Origin of the sequence: Actinomadura sp. NBRC 104412, assembly GCF_030269515.1 — a bacterium.
GTDB lineage: Bacteria > Actinomycetota > Actinomycetes > Streptosporangiales > Streptosporangiaceae > Spirillospora.
In genome coordinates this window covers 224,520-240,854 of record NZ_BSTM01000003.1, presented here as the reverse complement: position 1 = coordinate 240,854, position 16,335 = coordinate 224,520, and the positions used below count along the sequence as shown (strand labels likewise).

Sequence of the window (16,335 nt, the reverse complement as noted above, 5' to 3'; positions counted from 1 at the left end):
CCCGGAAGCCCGAGCCGCGGGAGGCCGCCGCGGCAGCGCCCCGGCGGCCTCAGGGACGGGGGTCGCGTCAGATCAGGCAGGACGGGCCCAGGAGCTGCTTCAGGTCGCCCATCAAGGCCGGGGACGGGGCCACCCGCAGTTTGTCGTCCAGGCGGACCACCGTGGTGCGGGGGCCGTTCTGGAGGTGGAGGTGGACCTCGGAGGAGCCCGGGTGGGTGGTGAGGACCTCCTTGAGGCGCGACACCAGGGGCGGGGTGCAGCGGCCGATGTGGAGGCTGACCGAAAGGGGGCCCTGCGCGTCGGTGACGGTGAGGTCGGGCTGGGTGACCTCCATCGCGATCAGCTTGGGGACGTCCTCGCGGCGGTCCAGCTTGCCCTTGACCACCAGGATGGTGTCCTCGGCGAGGAGGGTGGAGCACAGCTGGTAGGCGGACGGGAAGATCATCACCTCGATCACGCCGGACAGGTCCTCCAGGGACGCCATCGCCCAGGAATTGCCCTGCTTGGTGACCTTGCGCTGGAGGCCGGAGAGCAGGCCGGCGACCGTGACGATCTGGCCGTCGGGGCGCTCACCCTCGGTGAGGGTGCCGATGGCGGCGTCGGCCTCCTTCTCCAGGATGTGCTCGACGCCCAGCAGCGGATGGTCGGAGACGTACAGGCCGAGCATCTCGCGCTCGAAGGCCAGCAGGGTCGTCTTGTCCCATTCCTCGCCGTCGGGGATGGCGACGGCGAACGCGTCCTCGCCGCCGTCGTCCTCCAGGGCGCCGAACAGGGAGTCCTGGCCGATGGCCTCCTTGCGCTTGATGTCGATGACCGAGTCGATGGCCTGCTCGTGCACCATGAGCAGGGACTTGCGCCGGTGCCCCAGCTCGTCGAACGCCCCGGCCTTGATCAGTGACTCCACCACCCGCTTGTTGCAGACGACCGGCGGGACCTTGTTGAGGAAGTCGTTGAAGTCGGTGTAGGGGCCCTTCTCGCGCCGCGCCGCGATGATGCCCTCGACCACGTTGGCGCCGACGTTGCGGACGGCCGAGAGACCGAAGCGGATCTCGGTGTCGCCCATGGGGGTGAAGTCGGCGTCGGAGGTGTTGACGTCCGGCGGCAGCACCTTCAGGCCCATGCGGCGGCACTCGTTCAGGTAGAGCGCGCTCTTGTCCTTGTCGTCGCCGACGGAGGTCAGCAGCGCCGCCATGTACTCGGCGGGGTAGTTGGCCTTGAGGTAGGCCGTCCAGTACGAGACGAGCCCGTAGGCGGCGCTGTGCGCCTTGTTGAAGGCGTAGTCGGAGAACGGGACGAGGATGTCCCACAGCGTCTTGATGGCCTCGTCGGAGTAGCCGCGCGCGCGCATGCCCTCGGAGAAGGGCTTGTACTCCTTGTCGAGGACCTCCTTCTTCTTCTTGCCCATGGCGCGGCGGAGCAGGTCCGCCTGCCCGAGCGAGTACCCCGCCACCTTCTGCGCGATCGCCATGACCTGCTCCTGATAGATGATCAGGCCGTAGGTCGTGTCGAGGATCTCCTTAAGCGGCTCCTCCAGCTCGGGGTGGATCGGGGTGATCTGCTGCTGGCCGTTCTTGCGGAGCGCGTAGTTGGTGTGGGAGTTGGCGCCCATCGGGCCGGGCCGGTACAGGGCGATGACGGCGGAGATGTCCTCGAAGTTGTCGGGCTTCATCAGCCGCAGCAGGGAGCGCAGCGGGCCGCCGTCGAGCTGGAACACGCCGAGGGTGTCGCCGCGTTGCAGCAGCTCGTAAGCCTTGCGGTCGTCGAAGGGCAGCGCGAGCAGGTCGATGTCGATGCCCTTGTTGAGCTTGATCCCCTTCAGCGCGTCATCGATGATCGTCAGGTTCCGCAGGCCCAGGAAGTCCATCTTCAGCAGGCCCAGCGTCTCGCAGGTCGGGTAGTCGAACTGCGTGATGATCGCGCCGTCGGTGTCGCGCCGCATGATCGGCACGTAGTCGGTGATGGTCTCGCCGCTCATGATCACACCGGCGGCGTGCACCCCGGTCTGCCTGATCAGGCCCTCCAGGCCCTGCGCCAGGTCCATGATCTGCTTGACGTCGGGCTCTTCCTCGTACAGCTTGCGCAGCTCGCCGGCCTCGCCGTAGCGCGGGTGCTTGTCGTCGAAGATGCCCGCCAGCGGGATGTCCTTGCCCATGACGGCGGGCGGGAACGCCTTGGAGATCCGGTCGCCCAGCGCGTACGGGAAGCCCAGGACGCGGCCGGCGTCCTTGATGGCGGCCTTGGCCTTGATGGTGCCGAACGTGGCGATGAACGCGACCTTGTCGGCGCCCCACTTCTCGGTGGTGTAGCGGATGACCTCGGCCCGCCGGTCTTCAGGGAAGTCGATGTCGATGTCGGGCATGGACTCGCGCTCGGGGTTGAGGAACCGCTCGAAGATCAGCCCGTGCGGGAGCGGGTCGAGGTCGGTGATGCCCATCGCGTAGGCGACCAGCGAGCCGGCGGCGCTGCCGCGGCCGGGGCCGACCAGGATGCCGTTCTGCTTGGCCCACATGATGAAGTCGGCCACGACCAGGAAGTAGGAGGGGTAGCCCTTGCCGAGGATGACGTCCATCTCGTACTCGGCCTGCTTCTTGTACCGCTCCGGGATGCCGCCGGGGAAGCGGCGCTCCAGGCCCTTCCAGACCTCCTTGCGGAACCAGCTCTCCTCGGTCTCGCCCTCGGGCACCGGGAACCGCGGCATCAGGTCGTGCGGCTCGAACATGCCGGTGGCGTCGACCCGCTCGGCGATCATCAGAGTGTTGCGGCAGCCCTCCGCCCAGATCTCCGAGGAGTCGATCGCGCGCATCTCCTCGGCGGACTTGATGTAGTAGCCGGTGCCGTCGAACCGGAACCGGTCCGGGTCGGCGAGCTGCTTGCCCACCTGGACGCACAGCAGGGCGTCGTGCGCGGTGGCCTCGCTCTCATGGGTGTAGTGCGAGTCGTTGGTGACGACGGGCGGGATGCCCAGCCTCTTGCCGATCTCGACCAGGCCGTCCCTGACCCGCTTCTCGATCTCCAGTCCGTGGTCCATCAGCTCCAGGAAGTAGTTCTCCTTGCCGAAGATCTCCTGGAAGGTCGCGGCGGCCTTGAGCGCCTCGTCGAACTGGCCCAGCCGCAGCCGGGTCTGGATCTTGCCGGACGGGCAGCCCGTGGTGGCCATCAGGCCCTCGGAGTGCTCGGCCAGCAGCTCCTCGTCCATCCGGGCGTACTTGAAGACGAAGCCCTCGGTGTAGGACCGGCTGGACAGCTTGAACAGGTTGTGCAGGCCGGTCTTGTCCCGCGCCCACAGCGTCTTGTGGTTGATCAGGCCGCCGCCGGAGACGTCGTCGCGCTTCTGGCTGGGCTCGCCCCACTGCACCTTCTTCTTGTGGAACCGCGACTCGGGCGCCATGTACGCCTCGATCCCGATGATCGGCGTCACCCCGGCGGCCTTGGCCTGCTTGTGGAAGTCGTAGGCGCCGTGCAGGTTGCCGTGGTCGGTCATCGCGATCGCGGGCATCTTCTGCCGCCCGACCTCGTCGAACATCTGCTTCAGCCGGGCGGCGCCGTCCAGCATCGAGTACTCGGTATGGACGTGCAGATGAACGAACGAGTCGGCCATGGCCTCGTGCGCCTCCTGTTCGCCGTGTCGCTTCGACGGCGTCGCTCGTGTCCTGGCATGCGACCGCGCACGTGCCGTGAGCACGTGTTCGGCTTCTCAGGTACCGGGGGAAGTCCGCCACCCCGGATCGGGGACCGGGGCGGCGCGGTGCTGCGAGCCTAACCCTCCCCACCGACAGGCGGCGGCCCGACACTCCGATCTCCCGGCGACCCCGCCCAAGATCATGATTTTCCACCCGAAGGGGGGCCGTACCGGTGGCCGGGCGGGCGGCTCAGGCGGCGGCCCGTCCCTCGCGGTAGGCGCCCGGCGGGACGCCCACGGTGCGCTTGAAATGCCGGGTCAGGTGGGCCTGGTCCGCGAATCCGGTACGGGACGCGACCTCGGCCGGGCGCAGCCCTTCGTCCAGCAGGCGGCGGGCGTGCCGCACCCTCACCTGGTTGAGGTACGCGTGCGGCGGCAGGCCCGTGGCCTCCTTGAACGCGCGCAGCAGCGGGAACGCGCCGACTCCCACGGAGGCGGCCAGCTCGTCCAGGGACGGCGGATCCAGCAGGCTCTCGTGCAGGATCTCCCGCGCGGCCCGTACGGCACGCGGCATCCGGCCGGGCGGGGTGTCGCCGGCGTCCACGCCTGTCCGCGGACGCGCGAACCGCAGCAGGCTCGCGGCCGCCTGGCGGAACAGCGACGAGGCCGCCAGGGCGTCCCCCTGCTCCCCGGAACGGTGGGCGGCGCGCAGCAGCCGGGCCGCCTCGGGGTCGGTGATGACCGGCTCGGGGAAGTACGGCGTGCCGCTGGGCGCGCCCAGGTCGGCGGCGATGTCGCTCATCACCTCGACGGTCGGGTACAGCACGCGGTAGGCCCAGCCCTCGGGGACCCCGGCCTCGCCGGTGTGGATGACCCCTGGGTTGACCAGACCGATCGACCCCGCGCCCGCCCGTTCCAGGCTGCCGCCGTACTCGAACTGCTCGACCCCGTACTCGACGAGGGCCAGGGCGTAGGTGTCGTGGGCGTGCCGGTTGTAGCGGTGGGTCACGAACCGGGCCCGCAGCAGGTCCACACCGGGTAGCGCGGGATGGCTCCAGTAATGCGCCACTTCCCCGCTCATGCCCGTGATCCTAGACGCCGGACGGGGGAGCAAGAACGTTCAAGACCTTCCGGGCACCGCCGGATAGCTTCATCGGCATGAATTCGGCGGAAACGGAGGAAACACCGGCTCGCGGGCGGCCCGGGGGCCGTCCCCCCGAGCACGCCGCCGCCGTGCGGGACGCGCTGAGCGTCGGGCTGGCGGTCGGGATCTCCGGGCTGGCCTTCGGCGCGGCGGCGGTCGCGGCCGGGCTCACGGTGCCCCAGGCGTGCGCGCTCAGCCTGCTGGCGTTCACGGGGGCATCGCAGTTCGCCCTGATCGGGGTGATCGGCGGTGGCGGGAACCTGGTGAGCGGCGCGCTGGGCGCGGTGCTGCTCGGCGGCCGCAACGCGCTGTACGGGCTGCGGCTGGCCGGTCTGCTCCGGGTGCGGGGAGCGCGGCGGCTGGTGGCCGCGCAGGTGGTGATCGACGAGACCACGGCCGTGGCCACCGCGCAGCCGGACCGGGACGGCGCCCGGATCGGGTTCGCCGTCACGGCGATCACCCTCTATCTGACCTGGAACCTCACCACGCTGATCGGCGCGCTGGGCGCGACCGGGCTCGGCGACCCGAAGGCGTTCGGCCTGGACGTGCTCGGCCCCGCGGCCTTCCTGGCGCTGCTGTGGCCGAGGCTCACCGCGGGCCGCACCGAGGCCAGGGTCGCGGCGGGCGCCGCCGTGATCGCCGTGGGGACCACCCCGCTGCTGCCCGCGGGCGTCCCGGTCATGCTGGCCGCCACCGCCGCCCTGATCGCGATCTTCCTTCCGGGCCGCCGGGCGGCGCCCGGTGCCGTGTCCGACGGGTTCGATGGGTCCGACGGGTCTGACGGGTCCGATGGGAAGGAGCGCTCATGAGCGGTGTCTGGACGGCGATCCTCGCCACGGCGGCCGGGTGCTACCTGCTCAAGCTGGGCGGCCTGGTCACACCCCAGCGGGTCCTGGAGGATCCGCGCGTCCACCGGTTCACCGACCTGGTGCCGGTGGCGCTGCTGACCGCGCTGATCGCCGTGCAGGCCCTCGCCCCCGAGGACCGGACGCTGGAACTGGACGGACCACGCCTGGCCGGTCTCGCGGCGGCCGTGGCGGCGCTGCTCCTGCGCGCACCGTTCCTGGTGGTGCTGGTGACGGGAGCCGCGGCCGCCGCCGGCCTCCGCCTGCTCATCTGACGCCCCGCCCGCCTCCTCGGGCCGGACGGGGAGACGCGGCTCGCGCCGCTAGAGACGATCCAGCGCCCGTGCCAGGTCCTCAGGATAGGGACTCTCGAACTCGATCCGGTCCCCCCGCGTGGGGTGCTCGAACGCCAGGCGGACGGCGTGCAGCCACTGCCGCCGGAGACCGAGCCGGGCCGCCAGCGTCGGGTCGGCCCCGTACGCCAGATCCCCGACGCAGGGGTGGCGGATGGCGGCCATGTGGACGCGGATCTGGTGCGTACGCCCCGTCTCAAGGTCGATGTCGAGCAGCGTGGCCGCCCGGAACGCCTCCAGCGTGTCGTAGTGGGTCACGGAGGGCTTGCCGCCCGCCACCACGGCGAACCGGCCGTCCCCGGCCGGATGCCTGTCGATGGGGGCGTCCACCGTCCCCCGGAACGGGTCGGGGTGCCCTTGGACGAGCGCGTGGTAGCGCTTTTCCACCGTGCGTTCCTTGAAGGCGCGCTTGAGCCGCGAGTACGCCACCTCGCTCTTGGCGACGACCATGGCGCCGGTGGTGTTGGCGTCCAGCCGGTGAACGATGCCCTGCCGTTCGGCGGCGCCGCTGGTGGCGACCGTGTGCCCGGCCCCCAGCAGGCCGCCCAGGACGGTGGGGCCGTTCCAGCCCGTCGTGGGATGGGCGGCGACCCCGACGGGCTTGTCCACCACCACGATGTCGTCGTCCTCGTACAGGATCCCCATGCCCGGCACCGGCTCGGGCACGGGGGCGGGCGGGACCGGGGGCGGGGGAAGCGTCACCTCCAGCCACGCCCCGCCGTGGACCCGGTCGGACTTGGCCACCGTCTTGCCGTCCAGCAGCACGTCGCCCGCGGCGATGATGTCGGCCGCCTGGCCGCGCGACAGCCCGAACAACCGTGCCAGCGCCGCGTCGACCCGCTCGCCTTCCAGCCCCTCGGGGACGGGAAGGTTCCGCACGTCCGCCATCAGCCGCGCCCCTCCGAGGCGGAGGCGGAATCGGGCGGCTCCGGCGACTCGGCGCCCTTACCGTCGGCACCCCCGCCGTCCCTGCCGCCGACTTCGGCGTCGTCCTTGGCGTCGTGCTTGTCGCCGTTCTGGCCGTCGTCCTTGCCGCCGTCCTTGCCGATGCGGGTGCCGTCGATCTGCAGGCCCCGGGCGGCCAGCAGGACCGCCAGGACGCCGCCGCAGACGATCGCCGAGTCGGCCAGGTTGAACACCGGCCAGTTCGGCACCTCGATCCAGTCGACGACATGGCCCTGCAAGGGCGCGGGCGCGCGCAGCAGCCGGTCGATCAGGTTGCCGAACGCGCCGCCCAGCAGCAGCCCCAGGCACACCGCCCAGGGAACGCTGCGCAGGTTCCGGGCGGTGCGCAGGATCGCCACCACCACGCCGATGGCGATCAGCGTGAAGATGATCGTGTAGCCGGTGCCGATGGAGAACGCGGCGCCGCTGTTGCGGGTCTCACGCAGCGTGAGCAGGCCGCCCAGCAGCCGGATCGGCTCGCGGTCCTGCAACGTGGCCACCACGACGACCTTGGACACGACGTCCAGGCCCAGCGCGGCGAGCGCCACCGTGATCAGTACGCCGACACGGCGCGGCCGAGGAGATCCGCTCGATCCCTCGGCCCGGCCGTCGGTGTCGGTTGCGTCGTTCAGCGACGCTCCTCGCGTTGTTTGCATGACATGCATAGGGTCGCACGAGGAAAGGCTTGAAGGCGCGCCTTGCCCACCGGCCTCGCGCAGGACTCGCAGATCCCGTAGGTGCCCGCGTCGATCCGCTGGACCGCGCGCTCGGCCTGGTTGAGCAGGTCACGGGCGTTGTAGGTGAGCGCGAGCTCGTGCTCGCGCTCGTAGGTCTTGGCGCCGGTGTCGGCCTGGTCGTCGCCCGCGCCGTCCGCGCCGTCGCCCTTGGCGATCTGGGACGCGGCCGCCGCGATCTCGGCCTCCAGCGCGGCGCTCTCCTCGATCAGCGTCGCCCTGACCTCGGCGAGCTCACGCGCGGTCCAGCGGCCCTCGCCTTCGCGGACGGGCAGGACCGCGGCCGTGTCCGCCACCGCCGTCCCGGTGTTCGGCCCGTCCACCGTGCCGGCCCCGTCCAGGGCGTCGGCCTTTTCGACGGTGCCGGCCCCGTCCACGGTGTCGGCTCCGTCGACGGTGTCGGTCCCGTGACCGGCGGCGGACCGCCTGGCCTTGGCGTTCGCGGCGGCCTTGCCCGGCTTGACCGGTTTGGCCCGCCGCGCCGACGGCCGGGAGGCGTTCTTGCCACCGGGTTTGGCCTTGGCCGCACCCGTGCTCTTGGCCGGGCCCCTGGCTGCGGGGGTGTGAACGGGGGTGGACGAGGCATCCGCGGGCTGGGAACCGGAATTCTGCGGCGCACGCGCTTCACCGCGCGTGTCCATGCCGTTCTGGGGAACGCTCCCCCCAGAGGCTCCGGCCCCCGCCAGGCCGATATCGCTCGCTTCGTTGCGCATATCAGCCCCCTTCGCGCTGAACCCCTCGACAGGCAGTGCGGGCAGCATAGGTCCCCTTTCCGCGGGACGGCAAACAACCTGGATCCGTTACCGACCGCATATGCCCTGCCACGGGGCGCCGAGAACCATGGGAGACCCCAGAATCCGCCAAGTGAACCCCGTCCCCGCCACCCCGGCGGGCGGCTAAAGGGGAAGAGTTTCCGCCCGGCGTGCGTTAATGTCCTATCCAGCAGTCATATCGGCAGGCCGTGATGGGGACACCTGCCGCCGCACGCAGCCATGAGCGACCCGGGGACGGTGCGAGCCCGGGGGCGAGCCCGGCGGTCTGATCACCCCGGAGCCGCCGGAAGAAGCGCCCCTGGACGCGGCCGTACGGCAGAGGCCGGCGCGGTCCGAGGGCGTGGTAGACCCGGCAGCCGAGGCTCGAATGAAGGGGACCGCGCACTCGCGGCGCGGTCAAGGAGGGTGGTACCGCGGGACCGGCCCGGCGCAGCGCCTGGCAGGATCTCGTCCCTCCGGTCACTGCCACGTCGATAGCGCTCGATGCGACGCCGAACCGGAGGTCCGCCCAAGTGAGCCGCAAGTTCCGGCCCCTGCCCGCGCAGGTCGATCTGCCCGCCCTGGAGCGGGAGATGCTGGATCGCTGGCGCGAGAACAAGGTCTTCGAGCGGTCGCTGGAACGCACCGCGTCCGGCCCGCGCTGGCTCTTCTACGAGGGCCCGCCCACCGCCAACGGCATGCCCGGCGTGCACCACGTCGAGGCCCGGGTGTTCAAGGACGTCTTCCCGCGCTACCGCACCATGAAGGGCTACCACGTGCCCCGCAAGGCCGGGTGGGACTGCCACGGGCTGCCCGTCGAGGTGGCCGTGGAGAAGGAGCTGGGTCTCACCGGCAAGAAGGACATCGAGGAATACGGCATCGCCGAGTTCAACGCCCGCTGCCGCGAATCGGTGCTGCGGCACGTGGACGCCTTCGAGGAGATGTCCGAGCGGATGGGCTTCTGGGTGGACGTCGACCAGGCGTACCGCACCATGGACTCCCAGTACGTCGAGGCCGTGTGGTGGTCCCTGAAAGTCGTGTTCGACAAGGGCCTGCTGTTCCGCGACTTCCGCATCACCCCGTACTGCCCGCGCTGCGGCACCCCCCTGTCCGACCACGAGCTGGGGCAGCCCGGCGGGTACGAGTACATCACCAGCCCGTCGGTGTACGTGCGCATGCCCGTCACCTCCGGCCCGCTGGCCGAGCTGGGCGCGTCCCTGCTCATCTGGACGACCACCCCGTGGACCCTGGTGTCCAACACCGCGGTCGCCGTCCACCCGGACGTCACCTACGTCGCGGCGCGCCCCGCCGGGTCGGACGAGGTGCTGGTGGTGGCCGAGCCGCTGCTGGAGCAGGTCCTGGGGACCGAGGCCGAGATTGTGGCCACCTACCAGGGCAGGGACCTGGAGCGCACGCCCTACAAGCGCCCGTTCGATCTGGTGGACATCCCTGACGCGCACTACGTCGTCCTGGGCGACTACGTGACCGTCGAGGACGGCACCGGCCTCGTCCATCAGGCCCCCGCGTTCGGCGCGGACGACATGGCCGTGATCCGGGCGTACGGGATGCCGGTCGTCAACCCGATCGGGCCCGACGGCAAGTTCCTCGCCGACGTCCCCATGGTGGGCGGCACGTTTTTCAAGGACGCCGACAAGCCCCTGACCGATGACCTGCGCGCGCGCGGGCTGCTGTACCGGGGCGGGCACTTCGAGCACAGCTACCCCCACTGCTGGCGATGCCACACGCCGCTCCTCTACTACGCGCTGCCGTCCTGGTACATCCGCACCACGGCCATCAAGGACCGGCTGCTGGAGGAGAACGCCAAGACCAACTGGTTCCCCGAGTCCGTCAAGGAGGGCCGGTACGGGGAGTGGCTGCGCAACAACGTCGACTGGTCGCTGTCCCGCAGCCGCTACTGGGGAACGCCCCTCCCCCTGTGGGTGTGCGGCGCGGATGAGGACCACATCACCTGCGTGGGCTCGCTGAAGGAACTGGGCGAACTGGCCGGGCGGGACCTTTCCGCGCTCGACCCGCACCGCCCCTACGTGGACGACGTGACGATCCCCTGCCCCCAGTGCGGGACGGAGGCGCGTCGCGTGCCGGACGTCATCGACGCCTGGTACGACTCGGGCTCGATGCCGTTCGCCCAGTGGGGCGCGCCGCACCGCAACAAGGAGGTCTTCGAGTCCTCCTACCCGGCCCAGTACATCTGCGAGGCGCAGGACCAGACCCGCGGGTGGTTCTACTCCCTGATGGCCGTGGGCACGCTCGTCTTCGACAGGTCGTCCTACGAGAACGTCCTCTGCCTGGGCCTGATCCTGGCCGAGGACGGCCGCAAGATGAGCAAGCACCTGGGCAACGTGCTTCAGCCCATCCCTCTGATGGACAAGCACGGCGCCGACGCGCTGCGCTGGTTCATGCTGGCCAGCGGCATGCCCTGGGCGGCACGCCGGGTCGGCGACCGCGCCCTTGGGGAGATCGTCCGCAAGGTGCTCCTGACGTACTGGAACTCCGCCTCCTTCCTCGTCCTGTACGCCAACGCGGCGGAGTCGCAGGGGCGGGCGTGGACGCCCGACAGGCTGGGCGAGGCACCCGCACCCGCCGACCGCCCGCTGCTGGACCGCTGGGCGCTCGCCGAGCTGCACCGCACCATCGGCGAGGTCGACGACGCCCTGGAGGTGTTCGACTCCGCCGGGGCCGGGCGGCGGCTCGCCGAGTTCGTCGACGACCTGTCCAACTGGTACGTGCGGCGGTCCCGGCGGCGCTTCTGGGAGGGCCCCGGCACCCGCGACGGCGCCGCGGCCTTCGCCACCCTCTACGAGTGCCTGGAGGCCCTGACCCGGCTGATGGCTCCGATGGTGCCGTTCGTCACCGACTACGTGTGGGACGTCATCCGTCCCGCCGACGCCCCCGAGTCGGTGCACCTGGCCGACTTCCCCACCGTCCGCGAGGACCTGCTGGACGAGGAGCTCACCGCGCAGATGGCGCTGGTGCGCCGCCTGGTCGAGCTGGGGCGGGCCGCCCGCGCAGCGAGCGGTGTCCGCACCCGCCAGCCGCTCGGGCGCGCGCTGGTGGGCGCGGCGGGCTGGTCGGCGCTGCCCGGGGAGCTGCGCGAGCAGATCGCCGACGAGCTGAACGTGCTGTCGCTGGAGGAGCTGTCCTCGATCGGCGGCGACCTGGTCGAGTACGAGGTCAAGCCCAACTTCCGCGAGCTGGGCAAGCGGTTCGGCAAGGACACCCCGAAGGTCGCCAAGGCGGTGACCTCGGCGGACCCGGCCGCCCTCGTGGCCGCGCTGCGCGCCGACGGCACGGTCACGGTGGAGGCCGAGGGCCCCGGCGAGGTCGCCCTGTCCCCCGCCGACGTGATCGTCACCGAGCGGCCCCGCAGCGGCTGGGCGGTGGAGAGCGCCGGCGGCGCGAGCGTCGCGCTCGACCTGGAGGTCACCGCCGAGCTGCGCCGCGCCGGTCTTGTCCGGGAGGCGGTGCGCCTGATCCAGGACGGCCGCAAGTCCTCCGGCCTGGACGTCACCGACCGCATCGAGCTGTGGTGGCGCGCGCAGGGCGACGACCTGGCCGAGGCGCTGCGCGCGCACGAGTCCGAGCTGGCCGCCGAGGTCCTGGCCACCGCCGTCCACGAGGGCCGCCCCTCCGCCGACCTGCCGGCCCAGCGGGACGACGAGCTGGGCCTGACCTTCTGGCTCACCCGCGTGACGGACTGACCGGCGCCGTGGGGGGCGCCGCCGGCGCCCCCCACGGCGGCGCGGGACAAGACAAGACACATCGCGTTTGCGATGATGGTGGTGTGAAGCCGACGGACCCCTCCGAGCCCCCGCCCGAAGCGGCGCTGAGGGCCTCGGACGCTGATCGTGATCGAGTCGCCGACCGCCTCCGCGAGGCCCTCGCCGAGGGCCGCATCACGCCGGAGGAGCACGCCGAGCGCATCGACGTGGTGTACAGCGCCAAGACCTACGCGGAGCTGGAACCCGTCCTGAGCGACCTGCCCCCCGAGCCGGGCGCCGACGAGCCGCTCGGGCCGCCGCGCGCCGGGCAGGGCGCCGGGCAGGGCGTCGGGCTGGGCGTCGGGCTGGGCGTCGGGCTGGGCGTCGGGCTGGGCAAGGAGGCGCGGGACACGGCCGCGCTGCCGCCGCCCGAGCCGCAGTCCACCTCGATCGTGGCGATCTTCGGCGGCGCGGAGCGCAAGGGGCGCTGGCTGGTCCAGCCGACGACCACCGTCACCTGCGTGTTCGGCGGCACCTCCCTGGACTTCCGGCGGGCGGTGCTCGCCCAGCGGGACGTGACCGTGAACATCAGCTGCCTGTTCGGCGGGGTGGACATCACGGTGCCGCCGGGCGTGCGCGTGGTCAGCTCCGTGTCGGCCGTGTTCGGCGGCGTCGACGTGCCCGAGGACGACACCTTCGACGCCGACGCCCCGGTCATCCGGCTCACCGGGATCGCGCTGTTCGGCGGGGTGTCGGTGGCGCGCAAGCAGATCGGCGAGACCCGGGCGGAACGCCGGGTGGAACGCCACGCGCGAAGGCACGGCGCGCACGGCGACCACCATCGGCTGCGCGAGCACCGCAAGGAACTGCGTGAGGAACTCCGCGCGATGCGGGACGAGCGCCGGGCCTACTTCAGGGAGCTTCGCGACCAGCGCCGCGACCACCTCAGGCAACTGCGCGAGTACCGCCGCCGCCAGTGCTGAACGCCGTCCCGCGTACGGGACCGTGAGGACGGGCAGTAGGTAAGGGCGGTCAGGAAGGGTCGTCGGGGCGGCAGACCAGGCAGGGCGTGCAGTCACGCGCCTTCGCCTCGCCGCGGGTCAGCGACTCCAGGTCGTCGGCGCCGTCGCCGATGTCCTCCAGAAGGGCGCAGCCGGGCCGGTGGTAGCGCCGGGTGCCGCTGAGGATCTTCACCGGAACGTCGTCGCCGGCCGCGTCACCGGCGGCGGGGGCTCCGGAGGGCGTCGCCGCGGTCGCCGGGGCGGGCGCGTCCGCGGCGGGACGGCCGGAACCGGACAGTCGCCCGCCGCTGCCGAACGGGGCGCCGGTGTCGAGCGGGTCCGAGCCGAAACCGGCGGGCGGGGGGTCCTCGAGCGAGGGCCGTGCCGTGGGGGCGCCGGGCGTACTCTCCGGCCGGGTCTTGGGCGGGGACGTCTTCGCGGGCTGGTCCCGCGGAGGCTCGGTGGCCGGTGCCGCGGCGGCCTTGACGGGCTCGCTCCTGCCCGTACCGGACGCTGATGGTGGGGGGCCGACCGGGCGGTCGCCCGGCTTGGAAGGCTTGGGGAGCGGGGCCGTCGCGGACGTCTCGCCCGCGGCCTCCTTCACCGGGCCCGCGGCGACCGACACCGCGGCGCGCGCCGCCAGTGCGGTGTCGGGCATGCAGGCCGTGCAGGGGCTGAAACCCTCCTCCTTGGCCTCGGCGTAGGTCAGCTCCTCCCGGTCACGACCGGCCAGTTGCCGGCAGGTGTCCAGGTGGTAGCGCTTGCGACCGCGGACCACGAAGACCACCGCGTCCCCGGGCACCTCGGCGGGCGGGGAGGGGATCACCACCGTGTCGCCGGTGGCGCCGTCCTGGGCAGGGGCGGACTTGCCGCGGCCCTGTGCGGCGGTCGGCCTGGCGGGCCTTTTCTTCGCCTTGCGGCCCTTGGCCCTGCGGTCGCCGGCGGCGGGGGCCGAACCGGGGAACAGCTCCTTGCGCCGGACGAACACCCCGATGATCAGGCAGAGCGCGGAGACCAGGCTCACGGCGATCGACAGGTAGATCACCATCTGGGCCTCCACGCCGAGGACCTCGGCGGTCCCCCCGTCCCCGGAGATGATGCTCGGGACGGTACCCGCGGCGAGCAGGGCGATCGCGACGACGATCAGCACGCCACTCAGGATGATCACTGGGTCTCTCCCCTTTCGGGCCGCGTGTCCCGGGCCGCACGGGCCTGGGTCGCCGCCGATGCTCCGTGACGCGGCCGGGACGGCGTCATCGCCATCACCGGCACGGCGAACGGGACAGACACTATCGTCCGCGCGGGGTGGACCTCAGCGCCTACGGACACTCGATGCCGTCCGCGCGGGGGGAGGCTCAGCGCCTGTCGTGCGGCGGGTTGTCGCCGCCCGCGTGGAACGCGCCGGTCGCCGAGTGCTGGACCTGCTGGTGCTGCGCAGGTTCGGACGGCGGCGGGAACGAACCGGGACCCGCGGGACCCGCGCCGGCGGCGCCGTTGCGGTTCTCGTGCGGTATCGCGGGCTGCGGACCGGTCTGCTGGGCGCCCTGCTGCGCCGGGTTGGGCGGGACGGTGGGGAACCCGCCGGTCTCGGCGCTGCCGGCCTCCAGGTCGCGCAACTGGCCCTCGAGATAGACCTTGAGCCTGCTGCGGTACTCGCGCTCGAACGCGCGCAGGTTGTCGACCTCGCGCTCCAACTCCTCGCGCTGCTGCACGAGCGAGCCCATCACCTGGCGGTGCCGCTCCTGGGCGTCCCGGTCGAGGGCCTCGGCGCGGGAGCGGGCCTCGCTGACGATCTGGTCGGCCTGCCTGCGGGCCTTGCCGAGGATCTCCTCGGCCTCGCGGCGGGCGCGGCCCAGGGTCTCGTCGGCCTCCCGGCGGGCGTCCGCGATCGCCTGGTCGGCGGTCTGCTGCGCCAGCGCCAGCACGCGCGCCGCGGTGTCCATGTTGTCCTCGCCGGACGGCGCGGGCGCCATGCCGAGCCCGCCGAGCACCGGCTCGGGCTCGGGCTGCGGCTGCACCGGCTCGGGCGGCCGCGGCGGCTCGGGGATCTGCGCCACGTCGGGCTTGGGCTCGACGATCGGCGCGGCCATGGCGGGAACCTTGCCGCGCAGGCATTCGGCCAGCTTGGCCCGCAGCTCCTCGTTCTCCTGGATGAGGCGGTCCAGCTCCGCCTCGACCTCGTCGAGGAAGGCGTCCACCTCCTCCTCGTCGTACCCCGGCCTCAGCCTGGTGGTACTGAACTGCTTGTTCCGCACGTCGGCGGGTGTCAGCGGCATGTTCGTCTCCTTGGCGCGCTTGGAGTCTGTCCCAAAGGACGGTATCCGATCAGAGCCTCTGCACGAAGATGATCATGACCCAGACCACAAGGATGAGGACAGTGAAGCTGAGGTCCAGCGCAACGTTACCCAGCCGGATGGGCCGGATGAAACGCCTCAGCAGTTTGAGTGGCGGATCGGTGATGGTGTACGTGGCCTCCGCGATCACAAGCACCACCCCGGTGGGCCTCCACGACGGCGCGAACGACTGCAGCACCTCCAGCACCAGCCTCCCGATCAGGAACAGGAGGAAGATGTAGAGGGCCGCGAGCAGCACGCTTCCAACGATGGTCACAGACACACTCTCACATGTCGCAGTCAGCTTTGGTTGAAGAACCCTCGTTCCGCCATCCGGGCCTTGTCCTCCGCCGTCACCTCCACGTTGACGGGTGACAACAGGAACACCTTGTTCGTAACACGCTCGATGCTTCCGTGCAGGCCGAATACAAGACCTGCCGCGAAGTCGACGAGCCTCTTGGCGTCGCTGTCGACCATCTCGGTCAGGTTCATGATCACCGGTGTTCCCTCACGGAAGTGCTCCCCGATGGTCCTCGCCTCGTTGTAGGTCCTTGGGTGCAGCGTAGTGATACGAGCGAGATCGGTGGTACCGGACTCGTAGAGCGCTACGGAGCGTCGCTCGGACGACGACGGACCGTGATGGTCCCGTTCGCGGTCCGCGGCCTCGTCGGCTCGGGTAAGCTGACCGCCGGATTCGTCCTCACGGAGGCGGCCCTGCCGGCCCTGCGCGGGCTCGGCCTCGTCGTCGTAGACGTCGTACTCGTCGTAGTCGTACTTGTCGTCGTAGCGGTCGTCCTCCACAAGGCCGAGGTAGACCGCCATCTTGCGCATCGCGCTGGCCATTTGCCCCTCCGTCGTCCTGTGGCCGCGGCACCCGGCGCCTCGGCACC

Annotated in this window: 13 protein-coding genes; 4 read left to right on the top strand and 9 right to left on the bottom strand. The window is 71.5% G+C overall.

Features of this window, described 5'->3' with window-relative positions:
* Positions 1-67 precede the first annotated feature (67 nt).
* Both dnaE and QSK21_RS05535 read right to left on the bottom strand, forming a co-directional pair.
* Positions 68-3,598 (bottom strand): DNA polymerase III subunit alpha, encoded by a 3,531-nt coding sequence (dnaE, locus tag QSK21_RS05540; RefSeq protein WP_285694134.1) that lies wholly within the window; start codon positions 3,596-3,598, stop codon positions 68-70.
* Positions 3,599-3,869: 271 nt separating this feature from the next.
* Positions 3,870-4,700 carry an AraC family transcriptional regulator gene (locus tag QSK21_RS05535; protein WP_285694133.1) on the bottom strand — a complete coding sequence of 277 codons (831 nt, stop codon included), beginning with the start codon at positions 4,698-4,700 and terminating at the stop codon, positions 3,870-3,872.
* Between the two features lie 77 nt (positions 4,701-4,777).
* Here QSK21_RS05535 and QSK21_RS05530 point away from each other — a divergent pair, with 77 nt between their 5' ends.
* Entirely contained in the window at positions 4,778-5,572 is a 795-nt protein-coding gene (locus QSK21_RS05530; RefSeq protein ID WP_502871509.1) for an AzlC family ABC transporter permease, read from the top strand.
* On the top strand, positions 5,569-5,883 hold the full coding sequence (locus QSK21_RS05525; protein ID WP_285694132.1) for an AzlD domain-containing protein: 315 nt from the start codon (positions 5,569-5,571) through the stop codon (positions 5,881-5,883). Before QSK21_RS05530 ends, QSK21_RS05525 begins: the two co-directional genes overlap by 4 nt.
* A 48-nt stretch (positions 5,884-5,931) precedes the next feature.
* On the opposite strand, the gene QSK21_RS05520 is transcribed toward QSK21_RS05525, so the two are convergent.
* The 3 genes from QSK21_RS05520 to QSK21_RS05510 all read right to left on the bottom strand — a co-directional run bounded on the left by QSK21_RS05520 (position 5,932) and on the right by QSK21_RS05510 (position 7,936).
* A complete protein-coding gene (locus QSK21_RS05520) occupies positions 5,932-6,849 on the bottom strand; it encodes an RluA family pseudouridine synthase (RefSeq protein WP_285694131.1) in 918 nt (305 codons plus the stop codon).
* Complete coding sequence (gene lspA / locus QSK21_RS05515) at positions 6,849-7,454, bottom strand: signal peptidase II (protein ID WP_285694130.1); 606 nt, start codon at positions 7,452-7,454, stop codon at positions 6,849-6,851. The genes QSK21_RS05520 and lspA overlap by 1 nt, the downstream gene beginning before the upstream one ends.
* Positions 7,455-7,534: 80 nt before the next feature.
* On the bottom strand, positions 7,535-7,936 hold the full coding sequence (locus QSK21_RS05510) for a TraR/DksA family transcriptional regulator (RefSeq protein WP_285694290.1): 402 nt from the start codon (positions 7,934-7,936) through the stop codon (positions 7,535-7,537).
* 989 nt (positions 7,937-8,925) lie between these two features.
* On the opposite strand from QSK21_RS05510, the gene ileS reads away from it, so the two are divergent.
* Together ileS and QSK21_RS05500 are read left to right on the top strand one after the other, a co-directional pair.
* Positions 8,926-12,111, top strand: coding sequence for an isoleucine--tRNA ligase (ileS, locus tag QSK21_RS05505; RefSeq protein WP_285694129.1), 3,186 nt, complete (start codon positions 8,926-8,928; stop codon positions 12,109-12,111).
* Between the two features lie 83 nt (positions 12,112-12,194).
* Positions 12,195-13,094 (top strand): DUF1707 SHOCT-like domain-containing protein, encoded by a 900-nt coding sequence (locus tag QSK21_RS05500; RefSeq protein ID WP_352231253.1) that lies wholly within the window; start codon positions 12,195-12,197, stop codon positions 13,092-13,094.
* A 49-nt stretch (positions 13,095-13,143) separates the two neighbouring features.
* Here the strand turns inward: QSK21_RS05500 and QSK21_RS05495 are convergent, their stop codons facing one another.
* From QSK21_RS05495 to QSK21_RS05480, 4 genes are all read right to left on the bottom strand, one after another.
* Positions 13,144-14,280, bottom strand: coding sequence for a hypothetical protein (locus tag QSK21_RS05495; RefSeq protein ID WP_285694128.1), 1,137 nt, complete (start codon positions 14,278-14,280; stop codon positions 13,144-13,146).
* Positions 14,281-14,467: 187 nt separating this feature from the next.
* On the bottom strand, positions 14,468-15,388 hold the full coding sequence (locus tag QSK21_RS05490; protein ID WP_285694127.1) for a DivIVA domain-containing protein: 921 nt from the start codon (positions 15,386-15,388) through the stop codon (positions 14,468-14,470).
* Between the two features lie 49 nt (positions 15,389-15,437).
* Complete coding sequence (locus QSK21_RS05485) at positions 15,438-15,722, bottom strand: YggT family protein (protein ID WP_285694126.1); 285 nt, start codon at positions 15,720-15,722, stop codon at positions 15,438-15,440.
* Positions 15,723-15,745: 23 nt separating this feature from the next.
* Positions 15,746-16,288 carry a cell division protein SepF gene (locus QSK21_RS05480; protein WP_285694125.1) on the bottom strand — a complete coding sequence of 181 codons (543 nt, stop codon included), beginning with the start codon at positions 16,286-16,288 and terminating at the stop codon, positions 15,746-15,748.
* Positions 16,289-16,335: the final 47 nt, after the last annotated feature.

What these genes read in the sequence shown, in the direction of transcription:
- QSK21_RS05535 (WP_285694133.1), bottom strand. Translation starts at nt 4,700, where the DNA reads ATGAGCGGGGAAGTGGCGCATTACTGGAGCCATCCCGCGCTACCCGGT.
- QSK21_RS05490 (WP_285694127.1), bottom strand. Translation starts at nt 15,388, where the DNA reads ATGCCGCTGACACCCGCCGACGTGCGGAACAAGCAGTTCAGTACCACC.
- QSK21_RS05520 (WP_285694131.1), bottom strand. Translation starts at nt 6,849, where the DNA reads ATGGCGGACGTGCGGAACCTTCCCGTCCCCGAGGGGCTGGAAGGCGAG.
- QSK21_RS05530 (WP_502871509.1), top strand. Translation starts at nt 4,778, where the DNA reads ATGAATTCGGCGGAAACGGAGGAAACACCGGCTCGCGGGCGGCCCGGG.
- dnaE (WP_285694134.1), bottom strand. Translation starts at nt 3,598, where the DNA reads ATGGCCGACTCGTTCGTTCATCTGCACGTCCATACCGAGTACTCGATG.
- QSK21_RS05525 (WP_285694132.1), top strand. Translation starts at nt 5,569, where the DNA reads ATGAGCGGTGTCTGGACGGCGATCCTCGCCACGGCGGCCGGGTGCTAC.
- QSK21_RS05480 (WP_285694125.1), bottom strand. Translation starts at nt 16,288, where the DNA reads ATGGCCAGCGCGATGCGCAAGATGGCGGTCTACCTCGGCCTTGTGGAG.